Source organism: Hoyosella levis (assembly GCF_026008515.1).
In the GTDB taxonomy this organism is placed as follows: domain Bacteria; phylum Actinomycetota; class Actinomycetes; order Mycobacteriales; family Mycobacteriaceae; genus Lolliginicoccus; species Lolliginicoccus levis.
In genome coordinates this window covers 86,232-108,876 of the sequence record NZ_BQYM01000003.1, presented here as the reverse complement: position 1 = coordinate 108,876, position 22,645 = coordinate 86,232, and the positions used below count along the sequence as shown (strand labels likewise).

21 protein-coding genes are annotated in these 22,645 nt (G+C 69.2%); 17 read left to right on the top strand and 4 right to left on the bottom strand.

Annotated features, from left to right (window positions below):
- The first annotated feature begins 4 nt into the window (after positions 1-4).
- From QC765_RS04505 to QC765_RS04480, 6 genes are all read left to right on the top strand, one after another.
- On the top strand, positions 5-2,593 hold the full coding sequence (locus QC765_RS04505; protein WP_278313233.1) for a bifunctional FO biosynthesis protein CofGH: 2,589 nt from the start codon (positions 5-7) through the stop codon (positions 2,591-2,593).
- Positions 2,590-3,723: an alpha/beta hydrolase family protein gene (locus QC765_RS04500; RefSeq protein ID WP_278313232.1), complete on the top strand. Its 1,134-nt coding sequence runs from the start codon at positions 2,590-2,592 to the stop codon at positions 3,721-3,723. Before QC765_RS04505 ends, QC765_RS04500 begins: the two co-directional genes overlap by 4 nt.
- Before the next feature lie 281 nt (positions 3,724-4,004).
- Positions 4,005-4,328, top strand: a complete 324-nt coding sequence (gene fdxA / locus QC765_RS04495; protein ID WP_278313231.1) for a ferredoxin — start codon at positions 4,005-4,007, stop codon at positions 4,326-4,328.
- Position 4,329: 1 nt separating this feature from the next.
- Positions 4,330-5,433: a succinyldiaminopimelate transaminase gene (dapC, locus tag QC765_RS04490; protein WP_278313230.1), complete on the top strand. Its 1,104-nt coding sequence runs from the start codon at positions 4,330-4,332 to the stop codon at positions 5,431-5,433.
- 66 nt (positions 5,434-5,499) lie between these two features.
- Entirely contained in the window at positions 5,500-5,865 is a 366-nt protein-coding gene (locus QC765_RS04485) for a hypothetical protein (RefSeq protein WP_278313229.1), read from the top strand.
- 9 nt (positions 5,866-5,874) lie between these two features.
- Positions 5,875-7,284: an acyl-CoA synthetase gene (locus QC765_RS04480; protein WP_278313228.1), complete on the top strand. Its 1,410-nt coding sequence runs from the start codon at positions 5,875-5,877 to the stop codon at positions 7,282-7,284.
- Positions 7,285-7,326: 42 nt separating this feature from the next.
- On the opposite strand, the gene QC765_RS04475 is transcribed toward QC765_RS04480, so the two are convergent.
- Both QC765_RS04475 and dapD read right to left on the bottom strand, forming a co-directional pair.
- A complete protein-coding gene (locus QC765_RS04475) occupies positions 7,327-8,628 on the bottom strand; it encodes an amino acid permease (RefSeq protein ID WP_373876689.1) in 1,302 nt (433 codons plus the stop codon).
- A 162-nt stretch (positions 8,629-8,790) separates the two neighbouring features.
- On the bottom strand, positions 8,791-9,768 hold the full coding sequence (gene dapD, locus QC765_RS04470; RefSeq protein WP_278313226.1) for a 2,3,4,5-tetrahydropyridine-2,6-dicarboxylate N-succinyltransferase: 978 nt from the start codon (positions 9,766-9,768) through the stop codon (positions 8,791-8,793).
- A gap of 116 nt (positions 9,769-9,884) precedes the next feature.
- On the opposite strand from dapD, the gene dapE reads away from it, so the two are divergent.
- A complete protein-coding gene (dapE, locus tag QC765_RS04465; RefSeq protein WP_278313225.1) occupies positions 9,885-10,949 on the top strand; it encodes a succinyl-diaminopimelate desuccinylase in 1,065 nt (354 codons plus the stop codon).
- Here dapE and QC765_RS04460 read toward each other — a convergent pair.
- Positions 10,934-13,117: an MMPL family transporter gene (locus QC765_RS04460; RefSeq protein ID WP_278313224.1), complete on the bottom strand. Its 2,184-nt coding sequence runs from the start codon at positions 13,115-13,117 to the stop codon at positions 10,934-10,936. The genes dapE and QC765_RS04460 overlap by 16 nt on opposite strands.
- A 48-nt stretch (positions 13,118-13,165) precedes the next feature.
- Between QC765_RS04460 and QC765_RS04455 the strand changes: the two genes are divergently transcribed.
- From QC765_RS04455 to glgC, 10 genes are all read left to right on the top strand, one after another.
- The gene (locus QC765_RS04455) at positions 13,166-13,603 is read left to right on the top strand and encodes a MarR family winged helix-turn-helix transcriptional regulator (RefSeq protein ID WP_278313223.1); all 438 of its coding nucleotides are present in this window, start codon (positions 13,166-13,168) and stop codon (positions 13,601-13,603) included.
- 87 nt (positions 13,604-13,690) lie between these two features.
- Positions 13,691-14,533: an LOG family protein gene (locus tag QC765_RS04450; protein ID WP_278313222.1), complete on the top strand. Its 843-nt coding sequence runs from the start codon at positions 13,691-13,693 to the stop codon at positions 14,531-14,533.
- A 20-nt stretch (positions 14,534-14,553) separates the two neighbouring features.
- Entirely contained in the window at positions 14,554-15,081 is a 528-nt protein-coding gene (locus tag QC765_RS04445) for an LOG family protein (RefSeq protein WP_278313388.1), read from the top strand.
- An 81-nt stretch (positions 15,082-15,162) separates the two neighbouring features.
- Positions 15,163-16,038, top strand: a complete 876-nt coding sequence (folP, locus tag QC765_RS04440; protein ID WP_278313221.1) for a dihydropteroate synthase — start codon at positions 15,163-15,165, stop codon at positions 16,036-16,038.
- On the top strand, positions 16,035-16,988 hold the full coding sequence (locus QC765_RS04435; RefSeq protein WP_278313220.1) for a glucosyl-3-phosphoglycerate synthase: 954 nt from the start codon (positions 16,035-16,037) through the stop codon (positions 16,986-16,988). Before folP ends, QC765_RS04435 begins: the two co-directional genes overlap by 4 nt.
- Positions 16,985-17,284 (top strand): DivIVA domain-containing protein, encoded by a 300-nt coding sequence (locus QC765_RS04430; protein ID WP_278313219.1) that lies wholly within the window; start codon positions 16,985-16,987, stop codon positions 17,282-17,284. The genes QC765_RS04435 and QC765_RS04430 overlap by 4 nt, the downstream gene beginning before the upstream one ends.
- A gap of 430 nt (positions 17,285-17,714) precedes the next feature.
- Positions 17,715-17,882 carry a DUF3117 domain-containing protein gene (locus tag QC765_RS04425; RefSeq protein WP_149360916.1) on the top strand — a complete coding sequence of 56 codons (168 nt, stop codon included), beginning with the start codon at positions 17,715-17,717 and terminating at the stop codon, positions 17,880-17,882.
- A gap of 133 nt (positions 17,883-18,015) precedes the next feature.
- A complete protein-coding gene (locus QC765_RS04420) occupies positions 18,016-19,425 on the top strand; it encodes a leucyl aminopeptidase family protein (RefSeq protein ID WP_278313218.1) in 1,410 nt (469 codons plus the stop codon).
- A complete protein-coding gene (locus tag QC765_RS04415) occupies positions 19,425-20,309 on the top strand; it encodes a putative RNA methyltransferase (protein WP_278313387.1) in 885 nt (294 codons plus the stop codon). Before QC765_RS04420 ends, QC765_RS04415 begins: the two co-directional genes overlap by 1 nt.
- A gap of 72 nt (positions 20,310-20,381) precedes the next feature.
- A complete protein-coding gene (gene glgC, locus QC765_RS04410; RefSeq protein WP_278313217.1) occupies positions 20,382-21,596 on the top strand; it encodes a glucose-1-phosphate adenylyltransferase in 1,215 nt (404 codons plus the stop codon).
- Between the two features lie 181 nt (positions 21,597-21,777).
- Here glgC and QC765_RS04405 read toward each other — a convergent pair whose 3' ends face one another.
- Positions 21,778-22,389, bottom strand: coding sequence for an O-methyltransferase (locus QC765_RS04405; RefSeq protein WP_278313386.1), 612 nt, complete (start codon positions 22,387-22,389; stop codon positions 21,778-21,780).
- Positions 22,390-22,645 lie beyond the last annotated feature (256 nt).

Sequence of the window (22,645 nt, the reverse complement as noted above, 5' to 3'; positions counted from 1 at the left end):
GGGTATGGAGCATGATCGGGGGGTGACCTTCCACACCGCAGACGCTGTCCCTGCCTCCGCTGTCCGCCGTGTGCTGCGCCGGGCCCGCGATGGGGTGACCCTCAACGAGGCCGAGGCGTCGGTCGCGCTGCGGATGCGGGGCGCTGATCTCGAGGCATTGTGCGCCGCGGCCGGACGGGTCCGCGATGCTGGCTCGCGGGCGGCGTTCCCCGGCTGGGAGGGGCCGCTGCCCGTCTCGTACTCGCGGAAGGTGTTCATCCCGTTGACGCGCCTGTGCCGGGACCGCTGCCACTACTGCACGTTCGTGACGGTGCCGGGCAAGCTGCGCGCCGCCGGGGAAGGCATGTTCCTCGACCCTGACGAGGTGGTGGCGATCGCCCGCCGCGGCGCGGAGCAAGGCTGCAAGGAAGCGCTGTTCACCCTCGGCGATCGCCCCGAGGATCGCTGGCCCGAGGCCCGCGAGTGGCTCGAGTCGCGCGGCTACCGCTCCACGCTGGACTATGTGCGGGCCATGGCCATCCGGGTGCTCGAGGAGACTGGCCTGCTGCCGCACCTCAATCCCGGGGTGATGTCGTGGGACGAGATCGCGCGGCTCAAGCCGGTAGCGCCCTCGATGGGCATGATGCTCGAGACCACCTCCCGCGCGCTGTTCGAGACGCCCGGCGCCTGTCATCACGGCAGCCCGGACAAGGATCCACAGCGCCGGCTGCAAGTACTGCGCGACGTCGGCCGCCATGCCGTGCCGTTCACTACCGGGATCCTCGTGGGCATCGGGGAGACCGTGGAGGACCGCGCCGAATCGCTGTTCGCCATCCGAGCGGCGCATCGCGAGCTCGGGCACATCCAGGAAGTGATCGTGCAGAACTTCCGCGCCAAGCCGGACACTGCCATGCGTGCCACGCCCGACGCTGATCTCGAGGAGTTCCTCGCCACCGTCGCGGTGGCCCGGATCGTGCTCGGCCCCGGCATGCGCATCCAGGCCCCGCCGAACCTGGTCTCGCCCGAGGAGTCGCGGCGCCTGATCGCGGCCGGCATCGACGATTGGGGCGGCGTATCGCCGGTCACCCCTGATCATGTGAATCCGGAACGACCCTGGCCCGAGCTCGAGGCCCTCGCCGCGATCACCTCCGACTGCGGGTACCAGCTCGTCGAGAGGCTGACCGCCCATCCCCGCTACGCGCTCGCTGGGCAGCCCTGGATCGATCCGCGCGTGCGCCCGCATGTCGCGGCACTGCTCGACACCAGCACCGGGCTGGCCCGTGACACCGTGCCAGCGGGGTTGCCCTGGCAGGAACCGGACCCGGACTGGGCGTCCTCGGGCCGTACCGATCTCCATGAGGAGATCGATGTCGACGGCCGGCGCACGGACCATCGCAGTGACCTCGATAGCGCCTTCGGTGATTGGGACGTCGTGCGCGGCCGCGCCGACGCCAGCGAGGGGAACGGAAACACCCCGGAACGCCTCGATGCCGCCGTGCTGCACGCCCTGCGGCGGGCCGAGGCCGATCCCGCTGGGCTCTCCGACGCCGAGTACCTCGCGCTCGCCCATGCCGATGGCCAGGCCCTGCAGGCACTAGCCGATCTCGCCGACGCGATCCGGCGCGACACCGTGGGCGATGACGTGACCTACGTCGTCAACCGGAACATCAACTTCACCAACATCTGCTACACGGGTTGCCGGTTCTGCGCGTTCGCGCAGCGCAAGGGCGACGCCGACGCCTTCACGCTCTCCAGCGCCGAGGTTGCCGATCGGGCCTGGGAGGCACACGTCGCCGGAGCGACCGAGGTGTGCATGCAGGGCGGCATCGACCCGGATCTGCCCGTCACTGCCTACGCTGATCTCGTCCGCGCCGTCACCGAGCGCGTCCCCGGCATGCACGTCCACGCCTTCAGCCCCATGGAGATCATCAACGGCGTCTCGCGCTCCGGGCAGTCCCTCCGCGATTGGCTGCGCGAGCTGCGCGCGGCTGGCCTCGGCACGATCCCCGGGACGGCTGCCGAGATCCTCGATGACGATGTGCGCTGGATCCTCACGAAGGGCAAGCTGCCCGCGAGCACCTGGATCGAGGTCGTCACCACCGCCCACGAGGAGGGACTGCGGTCGAGCTCCACGATGATGTACGGGCACGTCGACAAGCCCCGGCACTGGGTGGGGCACCTGCGCGTGCTCCGCGAGATCCAGGACCGCACCGGCGGGTTCACCGAGTTCGTGCCCCTTCCGTTCGTGCACCACAGCGCGCCCCTATACCTCGCTGGCGCCTCCCGCCCGGGTCCCACGCCACGGGAGAACCGGGCCGTGCACGCGCTCGCTCGCGTCATGCTCCACGGGCGCATCGACAACATCCAGACGAGCTGGGTGAAGCTCGGCACCGAGGGCACCCGCCTGATGCTCCGCTCCGGCGCCAACGACCTCGGCGGGACACTGATGGAGGAAACGATCTCCCGCATGGCCGGCTCGCAGCACGGCTCCGCCCGCACCGTCGCCGAGCTCGAGGACATCGCTCGCGGCATCTCGCGGCCCGCCCGGCAACGCACCACCACCTACGAGCCTGTCACGGCGCCCACGATCGCTGTGGCAGGAGAGCTGCGATGAGGCTGGTGCCTGGCGCGCGCGCCTGCTCGCTCGCCGTTGCCTGCGCCCTCGGGGCCGGACCGTTCCTCAGCGCCCCGCTCGCATCGGCTGAGCCGCTCGCTGGCGAGCTGATCGATACCTCCGCGGCCGCCCCCGAGCACTGGATCCCCGGCACCGCGCGCGCGTTCCGGATCTCGTACTGGTCCGAGGGCGCGGGGGAGCAGCGCATCCCCGTCTCTGGCGCGGTGTACCTCCCAGCAGGCACTCCACCACCAGGCGGGTGGCCCGTCATCGCGTGGGCGCATGGCACCGTGGGCCTCGCGGATGATTGCGCGCCCTCGATCAATGCTCGCTCGGAGCGCGATCTCGAGTACCTCGAGGCGTGGCTCGCCGAGGGATACGCGATCGTCGCCAGTGACTATCCGGGGCTCGGCGGACCAGGAGTTCACCCGTACCTCAACGGCAGGATCGCTGCCAACGGGGTGATCGACGCCGTGCGGGCGGCACGGGCGGCCGAGCCGGCGCTGTCCCCGTCGTGGGTGGCGGTGGGCCAGTCCCAGGGCGGGCACGCTTCCTTGTTCACGGCCCGCCAGGCACCCGGCCGCGCGCCGGAGCTCGACTTCCGCGGCGCGGTCGCGACCGGTGCGCCGTCGCAGCTCGAGGTCCTCATCCCGTCCCTGGGGCCGTGGTTCCCGGAGATCGGGCAGCCGGGATTGACGGTGTTCGTGTCGTATCTGCTCGCCAGCGTGCGCGCGACGCATCCCGAGGCGGATGTCGATAGCTACCTCACCCCGCTCGGGCGAGCGGTGGTCGACGATGCGGAGCGGCTCTGCTACCGCGACCAGCGCGATCGGGTCGCGGGGATCGCGATGGGGGCGCTGTTCAGCCGACAGCTCACCAGCGCTCCCTTCTTCGAGGCGATGCGTGACGTCGTGGCGGTTCCCGTCACGGAATACGAGAGGCCCTTCATGATCGCGCAGGGCGGGCTCGACACCACTGTGTGGGCGCCGTTGACGGAGATACTGGCAACGCGGATGCGCGCGAACCAGCAGCCGCTGACCCTGCGCTACTACCCGGCCGATAGCCATGACTCCACCATGTTCGCCTCGCTCGACGACTCGCGGCCTTTCGTGCGCGAGTTGTTTCGATGAGCATCCCGTCCGTGGGCGCCAGGGATTTCGAGCGGGACGCTGGGTGGCGGTAGGCTAGGAACTGCTTGCGGCCCTGGGTGGGGCGCGCGCTCGGGTGAGGGAACCCTGGCCTGATCGGGCGCCCGCGGTTGCGTGATAATGATGCACGTGGGCCGTTCGGCGAGGCTGATCATGCTCGGCCCAGTGTTGCGCAGGCATCGCGTTCCGCACAGCCCGCAGAACGTGACATCACAATGGCGGCCATAGCATGACGGCCAGGCGAGTAGGACAGGAGAACTGCAGTGACGTATGTCATCGCAGAGCCGTGTGTCGACGTCCTCGACAAGGCATGCATCGAGGAATGCCCTGTCGACTGCATCTACGAGGGCGAGCGGATGCTCTACATCCACCCCGACGAGTGCGTGGACTGCGGCGCGTGCGAGCCTGTGTGCCCTGTCGAGGCGATCTTCTACGAGGATGATGTTCCCGACGAGTGGGACGATTATGTCGCGGCCAACGTTGACTTCTTCGACGAGCTGGGCTCGCCGGGCGGCGCGGCAAAGGTCGGCAAGAAGGCATTCGATCCGTCGTTCATCAAGGAACTTCCCCCGATGAACGAGGAGTGACGTGCATCGCACTCCGGTGGCGCGCGCGCTTCCTGACTTCCCGTGGGACTCGCTCGCAGGCGCCAAGCAGCTCGCGCGATCCCATAGCGACGGCATCGTCGATCTGTCCGTCGGCACGCCGGTCGATCCGGTAGCGCCGATGATCCAGGATGCGCTTGCCTCGGTAGCTGCCCAGCCGGGGTACCCCACCACCCACGGCACGGCCGAGTTCCGCGAGGCCGCGGCCGGATCGATGGCCCGGCGCTATGGGATCAGTGGCATCGACCCGGACGCGGTACTGCCGGCGATCGGGACGAAGGAGCTCATCGCCTGGTTGCCGCGCCTGCTCGCCGTGGGCAGCGGGGACACCGTCGTGATTCCCGAGCTCGCGTATCCCACCTACGAGGTGGGCGCGTTGCTTGCCGGTGCGGAGATCCTCCGCGCGGATAGCACCGTAGCGATGGGCCCGCAGCGCGTGCCACTGCTCTTCATCAACTCGCCCTCGAACCCGACCGGGCGCGTGCTCGGCGTGGACCATCTGCGCAAGGTCGTCGAGTGGGCCCGGCATCGGGGCACCATCGTGGCCTCGGACGAGTGCTATCTCGGTCTCGGCTGGGACGCCGAGCCCGTGTCGATCCTCGATGAGCGCGTCAGCGGTGGCAACCACGAGGGGCTCCTCGCGGTGCACTCGCTGTCGAAGACGTCCAGCCTTGCCTCCTACCGGGCGGGATTCATCACAGGGGATCCCGAGCTCGTGGGAGACCTGCTCGCGGTGCGCAAGCACGCGGGAATGATGGTGCCGTTGCCGATCCAGGCTGCCGCGGCCGCAGCGATGTCCTCGGACACGCATGAGCAGGAGCAGAAGGAGAAGTACCGGCAGCGCCGCGAGGTGCTTCGCGCGGCCCTAGCCGAGGCAGGGTTCCGCATCGACCATTCCGAAGCGGGCCTGTACTTGTGGGCAACGCGCGGTGAACATGGCCGCGATACTGTCCAGTGGCTCGCCGAGCGCGGTATCCTTGCCGCGCCAGGTGAGTTCTACGGGCCGACAGGCACGCAGCATGTGCGGATCGCGCTGACAGCTACGGACGAGCGCATCGCGGCCGCAGCGCGGCGGCTAGCACCCTAGTCACCGCGGCCAGCACGTGGCGGGCTCCAGCACTCAGGCGCGCCCAATGTGAGAGGAGAACCGCAGATGCCAGTTCCACTGATACCGATCGCGGTCGGTGTAGGCGTCGCTGCGTTCGGAGCGGGCCGCAAGTTCCTGAAGAACCTCGAGGTCACCCGCGAGGCCGATGAGGCCAAGGCGCGAGCACGCGGCGCGTACCTGCAGCTCGCGTTCGCCGTCGATACCATCCGCGCCGATAATGACGACGTTGCTGCCGGGCACCTTGGCCAGGCCAAGGACAGCCTCGACAACGCCCGCGTGATGCTCAACGTCGCCACCACCGCCGAGGCCGCCGATGCTGCCGAGGAAGTCATCAACGAGGGCTTCGACCATATCGAGCGTGCCTGCACGGCCCTGGGCATCGAGCCGCCCCAGCGATTCTCTGATGTCTGACCAGCCCTGATGGCACTGTCCCTGCTCACCGCGCTCCACGCGTCGCCCGCTAGCGAGGCAGCCTCGCCCGCGGTGACCGTCGATGGCGCCACCCTCTCGCGCGAAGCCCTGATGGGGGCGGCATCCGCCGTGGTGCCGCGAATACGGGGTGCCCGGATCGTCGCGGTGCTTGCCCGGCCAGGCCTGGAGACGGTCGTGGCCATCGCGGGAGCGCTCACCGCCGGAGTGACAGTGGTCCCGATACCGCCCGACTCCGGGCCGGACGAGATCACTCACATGCTCACCGACTCCGGCGCGCAAGCCTGGCTTGGCACGCCTCACGACCACGAGGCGGCCAAGCAATTGCCGCGCATCCCCGTGCGCGTCCACGCCCGAGACTGGCACCATCATCCCGAGCCCGCCCCGCATAGCGCGGCCTTCATCATCTATACCTCCGGCACCACCGGACGGCCCAAGGGTGTCATCCTGAGCCGGCGCGCCATCGCGGCAGGGATCGATGCGCTCGCTGATGCCTGGAGCTGGACAGCCAAGGACACGCTGGTGCACGGCCTGCCGCTGTTCCACGTCCACGGCCTCATCCTGGGCCTCCTGGGCCCGCTGCGCATCGGTAGCCCGCTCATCCACACCGGCCGCCCCACCCCGCAGGCGTACGCGGCGGCACCCGGAACGCTGTACTTCGGGGTGCCCACCGTCTGGCATCGCCTCGCTAGCGAGGCCGAGCACGCGCGCGCCCTCGCCGGTGCCCGCCTGCTCGTCTCCGGGAGCGCGCCCCTGCCCGCCACCGTGTTCGCGACCGTCAAGGAACTGACCGGGCACGAGATCGTCGAGCGCTACGGCATGACCGAGACGCTGATAACCCTCAGCGCGCGAGCGGACGGTCCGCGGCGCCCCGGCCACGTCGGCACGCCCCTGCCTGGCGTGAGCACCCGCATCGTCGACGGCGCTGGCAACGAGTTGCCCCATGACGGCACCAGCATTGGCGTGCTCCACGTGCGCGGCCCCATGCTCGGCGACGGCTACCACGGAAACCCGACAGCCACGGCAGCGAGCTGGACCGGTGAGGGGTGGTTCGTCACCGGTGACATCGCGGCCATCGCCCCGGACGGCACGCATCGCATCGTGGGCCGCGAATCCACCGACCTCATCAAGTCGGGCGGCTACCGCATCGGGGCGGGCGAGATCGAGAACGTCCTGCTCGACCATCCCGCCGTCGACGAGGTCGCCGTGGTGGGCGTGCCCGATGACGATCTGGGGCAACGGATCGTCGCGCACGTCGTGGGCGAGGCCGCGGACCCCGAGGAACTGATCACGTGGGTGAGCGAGCGGCTCTCCGCGCACAAGCGGCCCCGAGAAGTACGCATCGTCCCCAGCCTTCCCCGCAATGCCATGGGCAAGGTGCAGAAGACGCGGCTGGGGTGACCTGGCTCGACCCAGCCAGCGCGCCCCAACACGCACCCGCAGCTATGCCGTGCGCGCCCGACGGTGATTGAGCATGCCGAGCCCCGTCAGCAGCAAGCAGAACACTGCCGTGGAGATCAACTGGTCGCGGGCGTCGGCGTCGGTGAGCATGAGGATGATGAGCCCGGCGAGCATCGCCAGTGCCAGCCAGGTGAGGTACGGGAACAGCCACATGCGCACGGCGAGCTCTCCCTGGGCTTCGAGGCGGCGCCGCAGGCGGAGCTGAGCGATCGCGATGAAGATCCAGATCACCAGCAGCGAGGCGCCGACCGCGTTGAGCAGGATCCCCAGCAGGGTGCCCGGCAGCCACCAGATCAGGGCCACGCTGATGAAGCTGAGGAAGACCGACAGCAGGATCGCGAACAGGGGCACGTCGTTGCGAGTGAGTCGGGTGAGGATGCGGGGGCCATCGCCCCGGCTCGACAGCGAGTATGCCATCCGCGAAGTGGCGTACATCTGCGCGTTGTAGGCCGAGAGCAGCGCCGCGACCACCACGAACTCCATGAAGCCAGCCACGTACGGGATGTTCGCGAGGTTGAGCACCGAGACGAACGGGCTCTGCGCGATGGTCTCGGAGTCCCACGGCAGCAGCAGCACCATGATGGCCACGGAGCCGATGTAGAACAGGCTGATGCGCCAGATGACGCTGCGCACCGCGAAACCGATGCTGCGCTCCGGGTCGCGGGACTCGGCGGCGGCGATGGTGACGATCTCGATGCCTCCGAACGCGAACGCCACGATGAGAAGGCCCGCCGCGATGCCGCCGATGCCGTTGGGCAGGAAGCCGCCGTGCGCGGTGAGGTTGACCAGCCCCACGGGATCAGTGCCCGGCAGCAGGCCAAGGACGAGCCCCGCGCCGAGGACCAGGAAAGCCACGATGACAGTGACCTTGATCAGCGCGAACCAGAACTCGAACTCACCGAAGTTGCCCACGCTCGACAGGTTGACGGCCGCGAAGAAAGCCACGATCACCGCTGCGATCATCCACTGCGGCACGCCGGGCAGCCAGGAGTGCAGGATCGCTGAAGCGCCGGTGATCTCCGCGCCGATGACCATCACGAGCAGCGACCAGTACAACCAGCCCATCACGAACCCCGCGACCGGTCCGATGCCGATGCGCGCGTAGTGGGAGAACGACCCGCTCGCGGGAATCGCTGCCCCCATCTCGCCCAGCATGCGCATCACCAGGATCACGATGAAGCCAGCGATGCAGTAGGAGACGAGGATGCCCGGGCCCGCGGTGGAGATGCCCGCGCCGGTGCCGAGGAACAGCCCAGCCCCGATGGCGGAGCCGAGCCCCATCATCGTGAGGTGGCGGACCTTCAGCCCATTGCCGAGATTGCTGGACTCGGTGGTGGGGGATGCTGTGCTCAAGGGCGCGGGCTTTCTGCGGTGACGCATCGCCCTGGCCTTCCAGCCGGTGGCTCGCTGGAGGAAGGGAGTCCAGGGCGATGCGGAGGGGTGTGGCTAGTCGTTGGCGTGGAGCGCGGCGTTGAGCTCGACGCCCGTGCCCTCGCGGGGAACTACCTCGACGGCGCCGGAGACGGAGTTGCGGCGGAACAGCAGCCCATTGCGCCCGCTGAGCTCGCGTGCCTTGATGGTGGTGGACTGCCCCTCGGCGATCACGGTGACCTTCGTGCCGGCGGTGACGTAGAGGCCGGCCTCGATGACGCAGTCGTCGCCGAGGGAGATGCCAAGCCCGGCGTTGGCGCCGAGCAGGCAGCGCTCGCCGACCTCGATGGTCTCCTTGCCGCCGCCGGAGAGGGTGCCCATGATCGAGGCGCCGCCGCCGACATCGGAGCCATCGCCCACGACGACCCCGGCGGAGATGCGGCCCTCGACCATGGAGGAGCCGAGCGTTCCGGCGTTGAAGTTGACGAATCCCTCGTGCATCACGGTGGTGCCGGGGGAGAGGTGCGCGCCGAGCCGCACGCGGTCGGCGTCAGCGATGCGCACGCCGCGGGGCACGACGTAGTCGACCATCCGGGGGAACTTGTCGATGCCATACACAGTGACGGGTCCGTGGCGGCGCAGCAGGGCGCGCACCTTCTCGAATCCGTCGACCGCGCAGGGGCCATAGTTGGTCCACACCACGTTCGCGAGCATGCCGAACTGGCCTTCGAGGCTCAGCCCGTGCGGGGGAACCATGCAGTGCGAGAGCAAGTGCAGGCGCAGGTACACGTCATGGGCATCGAGGGGGGCGTCGCTGAGCGCGGCGAGCGTGGTGCGCACGGCGACCTTGCGAACGCCACGGTCGTCATCGGCTCCGACGAGGCCGATCAGCTCGGAAGGGGTGTCGGCCGTATTGAGCACCTCGGTGCCTGCCGGGCCGAAATCACCGAGCGTCGGTTCAGGGAACCAGGTGTCGAGCACGGCACCGTCATTGGTGATGCTGGCTATGCCGACCGCTTGAGCGCCGGTGGAGGATTTCACTGGAGTACTCACGAGGACACAGGTTACAGTCCGGCGCGCCCACGGTCACGGGCTCGCCCGGGTGAGAGATGGCGCACTGTTGCAGCAAACGCGCAAGACGGCCCGGGACGTGTGATTAACCTGGAAAAATGAGCCTCGACTTGCGCGCAGACCCGATCGATCTCACCGCGGCCCTCGTAGACGTCCCCAGCGAGTCGCACCACGAGAAGCGGCTCACGGACATGGTGGAGATCGCGCTGCGCGAGCAGGCGCCCAACTTCGAGATCGAGCGCTCGGGCAATGTCGTGCTCGCGCGGACCAACCGGGGCATGGAGCGGCGGGTCATCCTCGCGGGTCACCTCGATACCGTGCCGATCGCGGACAACGTGCCCTCCCGCCGCGAGGGCGACATCCTGCATGGCTGCGGCACCGTGGACATGAAGTCCGGCGACGCGGTGTTCCTGCACCTCGCCGCGACCCTCGAGAACCCGCGGTTCGATCTCACGCTGATCTTCTATGACTGCGAGGAGATCGCCGCCGAGCACAATGGCCTTGCGCGGATCGAGCGGGAGATGCCGGAGTGGCTCGAGGCGGACGTCGCGATCCTTGGCGAGCCGACCGCGGGAGTGATCGAGGCGGGCTGCCAGGGCACGCTGCGGGTGAATCTCGCTGCGGCCGGCACACGCTCGCACACCGCGCGCGCCTGGATGGGGGAGAACGCCATCCATCGCCTGGCCCCGGTGCTGGAGCGGCTCGCGGCGTACGAGCCGCGGTCGGTGGACATCGATGGCTGCGTCTATCGGGAGGGCTTGTCGGCCGTGCGCATCGACGGCGGCGTCGCCGGCAACGTTGTCCCCGATGCGGCGTCGGTGGATGTGAACTTCCGGTTTGCCCCGGACCGATCCGGCGAGCAGGCCCTCGACCATGTGCGCGAGGTGTTCGAGGGCATCGAGCTGGAATGGACGGTCACCGACCTGTCGCAAGGCGCCCTCCCGGGCCTGTCGAACCCGGCCGCGGCGGAGCTGGTGCGCGCGGCGGGCTCGGTGCGCGCCAAGTACGGCTGGACCGATGTGTCCCGCTTCGCCGCGCTCGGCGTGCCCGCGGTCAACCTCGGGCCGGGGGATCCGAACCTGGCGCACCGGCGCGACGAGCATGTGCCGGTGCACCAGATCACGGATGTGACCGAGACGCTGCGGGCCTACTTGAGCAGCTGATCGACCGTGACCCGCTCGCTCTCCTTGTCGTAGCGGTGGCGGCCGCCGTGCTTGTCCGGCGAGCTAGGCCACCAGATTCGTGGCCCGGCCTCGCGGACCACCGCGGGCACGAGCAGCGAGCGCACGATCAGCGCGTCGAGCAGCACGCCGAACGCGACGATGAAGGCGATCTGCGCGAGGAACAGCAGCGGGATCACCGCGAGCGCCGCGAACGTGGCGGCGAGCACGATGCCGGCCGAGGTGATGACCCCACCGGTGACCACAAGCGCGCGCAGCACTCCGTCCCGGGTGCCGATGCGGCCCGCTTCCTCTCGTGCCCGGGTCATGAGGAAGATGTTGTAGTCGATGCCCAGCGCGACGAGGAACACGAACGCGAACAGCGGGATGGAGGGGTCGGCTCCCGGGAAGCCGAGCAGGTGGTTGAACACCAGGGCGCTCGCCCCCAGGGTGGCCGCGAACGACAGCACCACCGTGGCCATCAGGAACAACGGGGTGAGCAGCGAGCGCAGCAGCAGCGCGAGGATGACGAACACCACGAGGACCACCATCGGGATGATGACGGTGCGATCGCGCGCGGAGGTGTCATTGGTGTCGAGCTGCAGCGCGGTCTGCCCGCCCACGAGCGCATCCGCGCCGTTCACGCGCGAGAGCTCGGCCCGCAGGTCACGGACGGTGCTCTCGGCTGCCGCGGAGTCCGCGGCGTCGGTGAGGGTCGCCTCGATCCGCACGAGCCCGTCGCGGATCATGGGCTGCCCGGTCGCGGGATCGGGCGTGGCGGAGACGTCCGAGACGCCGTCGATGCGGGTGGCCTCGAGCACCGGCTCGAGGGCGTCGGCGCTCGCGATGATGATGGCGGGCGATCCGGTTCCGGCATCGAAGTGCTGCTCGAGCACCTCCTGGCCCTGCTTCGACTCCACCGGCAGCAGGAAGAAGTCGGATTGCGCCACGCCATCGGCGCGCAGGGTGGGCAGGAACGCGGCGAGCGCGAGCAGGCCGATCAGCGGCACTACCCAGTAGCGGCGTGGACGAGCCTCGATGCGTCGGGCCAGCTTCGCCCACACCGAGGGGGAATCGTCGTTGCTGGCCGCGGACCCGGCGGGCTCGAGTCGTGGCCGGGAGGGCCAGAACGCGGCACGGCCAAGGAGCGCGAGCACGGCTGCCAGGAATGTCATGGTGGCGACGAACGAGGCGACGATGCCGAGCGCGGCGACGGGCCCGAGGCCCTGGTTGGAGTTCAGGTCGGAGAGCAGGAGGCAGAGCACGCCGGCGATGACGGTTCCCGCGGAAGCCGCGATCGGCGGCAGCGCTGCCTTCCAGGCCCGGGCCATCGCGGTGAACCGGTCCTCGTTGTGGTGCAGCTCCTCCCGGTAGCGGGCGACGAGCAGGAGCGCGTAGTCAGTGGCGGCGCCGAAGACAAGGATGAACAGGATGCCCTGGCTCTGCCCGTTGAGGGTGAGCGTCCCCGCATCGGCGAGCAGGTAGATGAGGAAGCTGGCGAGGCTCAGCGCGAGGATGGCGCTGGTGACCACGATGAAGGGCAGCAAGGGGCTGCGGTAGACAATGATGAGGATGATGACCACGACGAGGGCGGCGACGCCGAGCAGCAGGCCATCGATTCCGGCGAATGCCTCGCCGAGGTCGGCTGCTTGTCCGCCAGGACCGGTGACGAAGACATCGAGCCCGTCGGGCGCGCGGGCGAGGTTGTCGCGGATCTGCTCGACGGTCTCAGCGACGTCGACGCTGGTATCGAGCGGCACGAGCACCTGCAGGGCCTGGCCGTCCTGCGAGGGGATCGGCGGCGACGGGGGTGCCGCGTAGCCGGGCTGGTCCGCGGATCCGGCCGTGGCTTCCTGGAGGAATGCCGTGTCCGCGCCGGTTATGCCGCTGGCCCGCTCGGCGATGATGATCGCGGGCAGGGCCTTGTTGTCGGTGAACAGGGCCTGGAGCTGCCGAACCTCGGTGGACTCGGCGGAGTCGGGCAGGAAGGCCGCGGAATCATTGACCTGGACCTCGCTAAGCTTGCCAGCGAACGGGCCGGCAATGCCGCCGAGGGCGAGCCAGCCGATGAGGAGCAGTGCGGGCAGGATCCAGCGCGCGCGGCTCCGGCCGCGTGGGCTGCGTGGATCGGGACCGGGAGGGTCTTGGGATGGGGTGTCGGTGAGCGCCATGATCACATTATTGTTCAGTAAGCTGAACAATGCACGGGGAGGTGCGAGATGAATGACGACGACCTCGCCGACTGGCCCACAGGTCGGCTGCTCTCCGTCGCCGCGCGCCGCCTCGAGCATGCGTGGGAGCAAGTGCTTGCCGAGCACGGCCTCACCCATGCCGGGCTCATCGCGCTGCACTGCCTCGCTGGCGAGCCGCAGTACCAGCGCGAGATAGCACGCCGCTGCCGCGTCACCGACCAGACCATGAGCCGCACCCTCGACAGGCTTGCCGAGCTCGGCTGCGTCACCCGCCACCGCGACCCTGTCGACCAGCGGCGCACCGAGGTGCGCATCACCGATACCGGGCGCCAGCGGTACGAGGCAATCGTGCAGCAGGAGAGCAGCGACCCACGGCTGATCGCGGGCCTCGATGACCAGACAGAGCTTCGCCGCCACCTGCTCGCCCTCATCGCCCACCTCGAGCGCACTGGCCCCGGCCACTGACCATCGCCACCGGGTACCCCTGCCACGTGATCGCTGCCGGGGATCCCCGCTGTTGAGCGCCGATGCCAGTCCCGATACTCTCGCCGCATGGCGCCCGACGACACGCGAGATGACGACCACCACGCCCGCCACACATGGGACCAGCAGCGCGGGCCCGTCCGGCTGCGCCGGGACATCGACTGCGACGACTCCACCACCGATCAGCGCCTGCTCGATCGGCGTGGCCCCAGCGACTGGGTGCACACCGATCCCTGGCGGGTGATGCGGATCCAGGCCGAGTTCGTGGAAGGCTTCGGCGCGCTCGCCGAGGTACCCCGGGCCGTCTCGGTGTTCGGCTCGGCGCGCACCGCACCGGGCACCGGCGACTACGAGTCCGCCCGGCAGATCGGCGCCGCCCTCGTCGGGGCGGGATACGCCGTGATCACCGGTGGAGGGCCCGGCGTGATGGAGGGCGCGAACAAGGGCGCGAGCGAGTCCGGCGGCCTCTCGATCGGACTGGGCATCGAGCTGCCGTTCGAGCAGGGGCTCAACGACTGGGTGGACCTCGGTATCGATTTCCGCTACTTCTTCGTCCGCAAGACGATGTTCGTCAAGTACGCGCAGGCGTTCATCTGCCTGCCGGGGGGCTTCGGCACGCTCGATGAGCTCTTCGAGGCGCTCACGCTCGTGCAGACCCGCAAGGTCACCCGGTTCCCGATCATCCTGTTCGGCACTCGCTTCTGGGGCGGGCTGGTCCAGTGGATCAAGGACCAGCTGCTCGAGAACGGCAAGATCTCGCCCCGCGATGTGGACCTGATCCATGTCACCGACAGCGTCGCCGAGGCGATCGAGATCATTGACGCGGCGCAGGACCACATCCTGGAGGCGCTTGCTGCCCCGCGCGCAGCGGGCATACCAGACCCGCGCACAGCGGACAGGCCCGTCCCGTGAGCGGGGCGCGCGGCCAGCGCATGGTCGCTGTGTATTGCGCGTCGGGCCCGGTTCCCGACGAGCATCTGCAGCTCGCGTCCGAAGTGGGCGAGGCGCTCGGTGACCGTGGCTGGGGCCTGGTCTCCGGTGGCGGCAATGTATCGATGATGGGGGCTGTCGCCACGGCGGCCCGTGCCGCGGGGGCGTGGACGGTGGGTGTCATCCCCAAGGCGCTGGTGCACCGCGAGGTGGCGGATACCGAGGCGGATGAGCTGATCGTCACCGATACCATGCGCCAGCGCAAGAAGCATATGGAGCAGCGCGCGGATGCCTTCCTGGTGCTGCCGGGCGGGATCGGCACGCTGGAGGAGTTCACGGAGGCGTGGACAGCGGGTTATCTCGGAATGCATGACAAGCCTGTTGTCATCCTTGATCCGGGTGGTCATTATGACGGTTTCTTCGACTGGCTTGAGTCATTGCGGCCGACTGGATTCGTCGGGGACGCGGCGCTCGCGCGGATCTCCCGTGTCCGGTCGCTGGGCGAGGCGCTGGACCGCTGCGGTTCCTGAGCACTGCGCTTCTCGACTACTGCGGAGAGCTGTTCACCTGCGGGTACGGCTGCCGCGCGGAGATCGTGCCACGATGGGAGCATGCAAACCGGTGAGGCGTCGACGCTGTGTGGCCGTCCCGTGGCCAACGATCGGGCGCTGGTCATGGCGATCGTCAACCGCACGCCCGACTCGTTCTATGATCGCGGCGCCCACTTCCGGGATGACGCCGCGATGAGCCTGGTGCACCGCGCGGTCGACGAGGGCGCGGACATCATCGATATCGGTGGGGTCAAGGCTGGTCCTGGCTCCGTTGTTGATGCCGCGGAGGAGCGGCGGCGGGTGGTGCCTTTCGTGGAGGCCGTGCGGTCGGCCTATCCCGGAATCGTCATCAGTGTCGATACGTGGCGGTCGGAGGTCGCGCGCGAGGCATGCGGGTCCGGCGCCGATCTGATCAATGACACGTGGGCCGGGCATGATCCCGAGCTGGTGCATGTCGCGGCGGAGCACGGGGCGGGCATCGTCTGCTCCCACACCGGCGGGGCACAGCCGAGGACGCGCCCGCATCGGGTGCGCTACCGCGATATCGTCGGCGACGTCGCTGGAGAGCTCCAGCGCGCGGCGGAGCGGGCGAGCGGCGCTGGGGTCCGCGCGGACGGGATCCTCATCGATCCGACGCATGACTTCGGCAAGAACACTTTCCACGGCCTCGCATTGTTGCGTCGGCTAGACGTTCTCGTGAAGACTCCATGGCCTGTCTTGATGGCGCTGAGCAACAAGGATTTCATCGGTGAAACGCTTGATGCGAGCCTCACGGAGCGATTGGAGGGCACGTTGGCCGCGACTGCAGTAGCCGCATGGTCCGGTGCCCGGGTCTTCCGGGTACATGAGGTGGCGCAGACCCGTCGCGTGGTCGATATGGTGGCCGCCATCGCAGGTACACGGCAGCCCGCGCGCACGGTGAGGGGACTGGCGTGACGATCACTCCGCTGCGCCACGAGTGGCTGCGCACGCATAGCTGGGATTCCATCCCGTGGTCGATACCCGAGCTGGTGTCCGCCAAGCGGGGCCGCACCATCTCGGTCGTGCTGCCCGCGCTGGACGAGGAAGCCACCGTCGGCGCCGTGGTCAGCTCGATCTCCCCGCTACTGGGATCGCTGGTCGATGAGCTGATCGTGCTGGATTCCGGCTGCACCGATGCCACGGCCGCCCGGGCACGGGCCGCCGGCGCGACGGTCATCACGCGCGAGGAGGCATTGCCAGGCGTCGTCCCCGTCGCGGGCAAGGGCGAGGCGCTGTGGCGCGGGGTGGCAGCGAGCCGGGGCGATCTCATCGTGTTCATCGATTCGGACCTGATCGATCCCGATCCGATGTTCGTGCCGGGCCTGGTGGGCCCATTGCTGATGCGGCATGGCGTGGAGCTAGTGAAGGGCTACTACCGGCGGCCACTGCACGATGGGGCCGGGGCGGACCAGCATGGCGGCGGCCGGGTCACCGAGCTTGTGGCACGCCCCCTGCTGACGGCGCTGCGCCCGGAGCTGGCCGCTGTGTTCCAGCCGCTTGGCGGCGAGTACGCCGGAACCCGGGACCTGCTTGCCGCGATCCCGTTCGCACCCGGCTACGGGGTGGAGATCGGCATCCTGCTGGATGCGTACCGGCGCCATGGCATGCCGGGCATCGCGCAGGTCAACCTGGGCGTCAGGCAGCATCGCAATCGGCCACTCAGCGATCTGGGCTTCATGAGCCGGCAGATCCTCGCGACCGCGCTGGATCGGCTGGGCATCGCGGACTCGGGCATTCCGCTGACCCAGTACATGCCGTCCCCGGATGGCTTGCGGTCGCGCACCGAGCCGGTGCAGCTCGAGGATCGTCCGCCTCTGGCGGAGCTCGCGCGGGGGCTGCGGGACGAGGAGCGCAAGCGGGCATGATCACGTTGCTTCTGTATGTGCTGGGCATCGTTGGCGTGGCGGTGCTGCTATTCGTGCTCGCCGCGCTGGCTTTCGGGCGCGGCGAGGAGGTGCCGCCGGTTCCGCCGGGCACTACCCCGACCGTGCTGCCCCGTGACGGGGTGACGGGGGCTGATGTGCGGGCAGTGCGGTTCCAGCAGGTGCTGCGGGGCTACAAGGCCGCCGAGGTCGATTGGGTGCTCGAGAGGCTGGGCCAGGAGATAGACGAGCTCCGCGAGCAGGTGCGGCAGCTCGAGGGGCCGGCCAGGCGGGGCTAGGCATGGCCGGGTGGCCGACGTGGTGCCCACCGGTCCAGCCACAACGTGGGCCAGCCTTTGGCCATCAGGCGGTCCCAGGAATTTGCTGGTCATTGTCACGCGACACGCCGCGACGCGCGCCCCGCAACCGTGACATCAGCTAGCAGATCCTGCGGCGCGGACGTTTCCTTGCCGGGACCCCGCGCAGGTGCGGGTCCTCCGCGCAGGCGCTGCTGGGCATCACTGGGGGTGTCCGGGCCCACGGATGGGCGGAAACTGGTGTCGTGGCCGGTGTTCGAGCGTGTCGCGGGGGATAATCAGGACGTGCTGTTTGGCGTGCCGCCCCTGTGGGTGGCTGGGACGGTCTGCCGTCGCGCGGACTAGACTGAGATGCCTGGCATCGGCAACCCCGGATCCGCTGGGGCAGGCATGAGTTTTGGAGGGAGCAGAGATGGCGGCGATGAAGCCCCGGACTGGTGACGGTCCTCTCGAGGCAACCAAGGAGGGACGCGGAATCGTGATGCGCGTGCCGCTCGAGGGGGGAGGGCGCCTCGTCGTGGAACTCACTCCGCAGGAAGCCGCTGATCTCGGTGACGCGCTGAAGGACGTCACGGGCTAGCGAGAGGGCGGCGGAGCGAATCCCCGCCCCCGCCTGGGCAACCGGGTGACCTCTGTACGAATCGAGCCCCGTGCGGGCCAGCGACCCTCGGCCGTGGCAGCGCGGGGCTTGTCCCTGCACCGCAAGGAGCAACATGCCCCACCCCGCGATACCCACCAGGCTGACCGCTGTCCGGCAGGGGCACGAGGATCTGTCCGAGTCGAGCCCCAACGTTGCCCGAGCAGTCATCTCCGATGGCGCGGCGTCCTGGCGGGGCCCGGTCGAGATCGATCCGCAGGATGGCGCGCGGTGGACAGTGCGGGTCGATGCACCCGCAGACGGGGAGGACGAGGGCCGGCGATGGCGCGCGGCGGGCGCGGCACTCGCGCGGGCAGGCCGGGAGCGGGGCGCGGAGCTCGGCATCGATGTCGTTGCTCTCGAACTGCCGTCCGGCACGACCGAGCCCGAGGTTCACGCCCTGACGATCGGCATTGTCGCCGGTTCCCATGAGCTGACGCTCGCGAGCACACCGACATCGCCACTGCACCAGGTCATCCTGCAGCATGCGGACGATGTCAGCACGACGATCCGCCACGCGGAGGCGCTCGCCCGCGGAACCGCGCTCGCCCGGGATCTCGCGATGATGCCGTCCAATCTCAAGCCGCCCCGCGAGCTCGCGCGGATGATCGAGCACGCCCTTCCGGCAGGGCTTGGGGTGACGATCAGGGATGAGGACTGGCTGCTCCAGCATGGTTTCGGCGGGATCCTTGCCGTGGGCAATGGATCCAGCGAGCCACCCCGGCTCACCGAGATCCGTTGGCAGCCCGCCTGGGCCAGCACCCACATCGTCCTCGTGGGCAAGGGCATCACGTTCGATACGGGCGGCATCTCCGTCAAGCCCGCGGCGAACATGCACCTGATGAAGACCGACATGGCCGGGGCCGCAGCTGTCGTCGGCGCCATGGCAGCCATCGCGGAGCTAGAACTGCCGATCGCCGTCACCGCGCTGCTGCCCTCGGCGGAGAACATGTTGTCCGGCAGCGCCTACCGGCCAGGCGACGTCGTGACCCACTACGGGGGCATCACCTCGGAGGTCACCAACACCGACGCCGAGGGCCGCATGGTCCTCGCTGACGCCCTTGCCTATGCCGTCGACACCCTCGAGCCCGACCTGATCATCGACGCGGCCACGCTCACTGGTGCCATGAAGATCGCCCTCGGGATGCGTACGGGCGCCATCCTCACCGAGTCTGACGACCTCGCGGGGCGCATCGCGCGGGCCGGGGCCGCGGTGGGGGAGAAGTGGTGGCGGCTACCCCTGTCGGCCGAGTACCGCGATGCCGTCGCGTCATCCATCGCGGATGTACGGCAGGCACCAGCCGGACCTGGCGCGATCACCGCGGCCCTGTTCCTGCGCAAGTTCGTCAGCGACGTCCCCTGGGCGCACCTCGACATCGCGGGGCCCGCGCGCGCCGACGAGGCCTACGACGAGGTGAACCCCGTTGCCTCCGGGTTCGCGGCACGCACGCTCGCTACCGTCGTCGAGCAGCTCGCCACCTCGTGATGGACCGCGTGGTCGAATGGCTGCGCTGCCCCCACTGCGCCATGCCGCTGCAGCGCGCGGGACAGTCATTGCGATGCGTCCGCGGACATTCCTTCGACATTGCCCGGCAGGGGTACGTGTCACTGTTGCAAGGTGGCCGCAACCCCATCCACGGCGATGACGCGGACATGATCGCCGCGCGGGAGGCACTGTTCGCCCGCGGCACCTATCGCGTGGTCGAGCAGGCCGTCGCCGAGATCGTGGCGCGCGCCGCCCAGGATTCGCGGGATCCACTGATCGTCGACATCGGCGCGGGCATCGGCAACTACCTCGCGGCCGCCCTCGATCAGGTGCCCGCAGGCCACGGCATCGGCATCGACGTGTCCAAGCCCGCGGCCCGGCGCCTCGGTCGTGCCCACCCTCGCGCTGGGGCGATCATCGCCGACGTGTGGTCGGGCCTCCCGCTCGCTGACCACTGCGCGGACGTCGCCATGACCGTGTTCGCGCCACGCAATGCCGCGGAGACCGCCCGCGTCCTCCGCCCCGGAGGGAGCTGGCTGATCGTCACGCCCGCTGCGCATCATCTGGCCGAGCTCGCACGCATCGACGGCGTGCTCAGTGTCGACGACCGCAAGGGCGAACGGCTCGAGGCAACCGTGGGCGAGCGCTTCGTCCAGCACGAGATCCATCGCGTGCGTGCCACTGCCGAGGTGACCGCGGACGAAGCAGCCCTGGTCCTCGCCATGGGTCCCACGGCCCGGCACCTCGACCGGGACCAGCGCGCCCGTGCCGTCGAGGCGGCATTCGCGGCCGCGGCAGCAATCACCAGGATGCCCCTGACGATCTCGGTGGACATCGCCGAGTACCGGCTGGCCAGCCCACCGGGACATGCGCCCACGAGCTAGCCTTGCCTGCCGTTCCGCGCGGCGCGGCCATTCGGCTAGCCGCCGGGGCCCGTCAGCGATAGGTTGAGAACCGTGAGGAGTCAGCCACACGTACTCGGGATCGTTCTCGCCGGCGGGGAGGGCAAGCGCCTCCACCCCCTGACCGCGGATCGCGCCAAGCCCGCGGTTCCCTTCGGGGGCGCCTACCGGCTGATCGACTTCGTGCTGAGCAACCTCGTGAACGCCGGATACCTGAAGATCTGCGTGCTCACCCAGTACAAGTCGCACTCCCTGGACCGCCACATCTCGCAGAGTTGGCGGCTCTCGGGCCTCGCGGGTGAATACATCACCCCCGTTCCCGCGCAGCAGCGGCTCGGGCCGCGCTGGTACACCGGAAGCGCCGATGCGATCTTCCAGTCCATGAACCTCATCATCGATGAGGATCCCGAGTACATCGTCGTGTTCGGCGCCGATCACGTGTACCGGATGGATCCGCAGCAGATGGTCGAGCAGCACATCGAGTCCGGTGCGGGCGCCACGGTCGCGGGGATCCGCGTGCCCCGCAAGGAGGCCACCGCGTTCGGCTGCATCGATGCCGACGAGAACGGCAGGATCACCGAGTTCCTTGAGAAGCCCTCCGACCCGCCTGGGACCCCGGATGACCCCGAGATGACCTTCGCGTCGATGGGCAACTACGTGTTCACCACCAAGGCGCTGGTGGAGGCGCTGAAGGAAGACGCGGCGAACCAGGATTCCGATCATGACATGGGCGGCGACATCATTCCCATGCTGGTCTCGCGCGGCGAGGCGAACGTCTACGACTTTGACGACAACCACGTTCCGGGCGCCACGGAACGGGACCGCGGCTACTGGCGCGATGTCGGGACGATCGATGCGTTCTACGAGGCGCACATGGATCTTGTATCGCCCCAGCCGGTGTTCAACCTCTACAACCGCAAGTGGCCGATCCGCGGAGCGGTGGAGAATCTCGCCCCCGCCAAGTTCATCGAGGGCGGCCTCGCGCAGGAGTCCGTGGTGGGCGCGGGCAGCGTCATCTCGGGCGCGGTGGTCCGCCACTCGGTGATCAGCTCCAACGTGCTCGTCGATGCGGGCGCGACGGTGGAGGGCAGCGTGATCATGCCTGGCGTGCGCATCGGCCGTGGCGCGATCGTGCGGCACGCGATCCTCGACAAGAACGTGGTGGTCGGGGAGGGCGCGATGATCGGAGTCGATCCCGAGCAGGACCGGGAGCGCTTCGCGGTGAGCGCCGGGGGCGTCGTATCGGTCGGCAAGGGAGTGTGGGTCTAGCGCGCTGAGCCGCACACGCGATAGAAGCCGCGGAAATCCCAGGCCGGCTGCTATCGCGTGTGACCGCTTCTCGTGCTTTTGCCGACAAGCGACCGTTCAGAGCGCACGCCCCGCGATCGCCGCCCCGAGTTGGTTGCCTCGCGGTCGGCGCCCCCAGAATGGAGCCCAGGAGCGCCCCGCGTCAGGAGCGAACGGCGCAGAGGACGCCTTCGCCCAGCGGCACGACCAGCTCCGTCAGCGACTCGTCCTCGGCGATCATCGCCGTGGCCTCGCGCGCGCTGAGTGCCGCGGGATCCTGCTGGCTGTGGTCGCCCGCCCGTCCACCGAGCAGTGCCGCGTTGATGATGAGGACACCGCCTGGCCGGAGCAGCCGCGTGCTCGCGGCAACGTAGGACGGCTGGTCGATGACGTTCGCGTCCACGAAGATTATGTCGTAGGCCCCGTCCGCGAGGCGGGGCAGCACCTCAAGGGCACGACCGTTGATCAACCGGGTGCGAGTCGTCGCGACTCCGGCCTCCCGGAACGCCCGGCGGGCCGCGCGCAGGTGCTCGGTGTCCGTGTCGATGGTGGTGAGGACGCCGTCCTGCGCCATGCCGCGCAGCAGGTAGAGTCCACTCACCCCGGCGCCGGTGCCGATCTCCACCACCGCACGGGCAGAGGCGAGCCGGGCGAGAAAGGCGAGCAGGGCGCCGGTCGCGGGAGTGACCGCCCGGGCTCCGAGGTCGTCGGAGAACTCGCGGGCGGCACGAAACGTATCGTCCTCCGCGACGGAGGTCTCAGCGTGGGAAAGCATCAGGTCGGCATTGGCAAGCACAACTGCGAGGTTATCCTTCCATGGGGGCGCTTTGGCGGGAGGCACGCGGAGGGCGCTCCACCGCGCCCATGGCATTCTCAGCAGAAACTTAGGCTGATCATAGTACCGGCATACACCGATCAGCGACAGTAGAGTTCAGCAGAAGTACCGGTATGGCGTACCGGCCGAGCGGAAGCTGGGGGGAATGTTCGTGCTCCCCGCGGTGTTGCCACGAAGTGGACGGATCGGCAGGAGT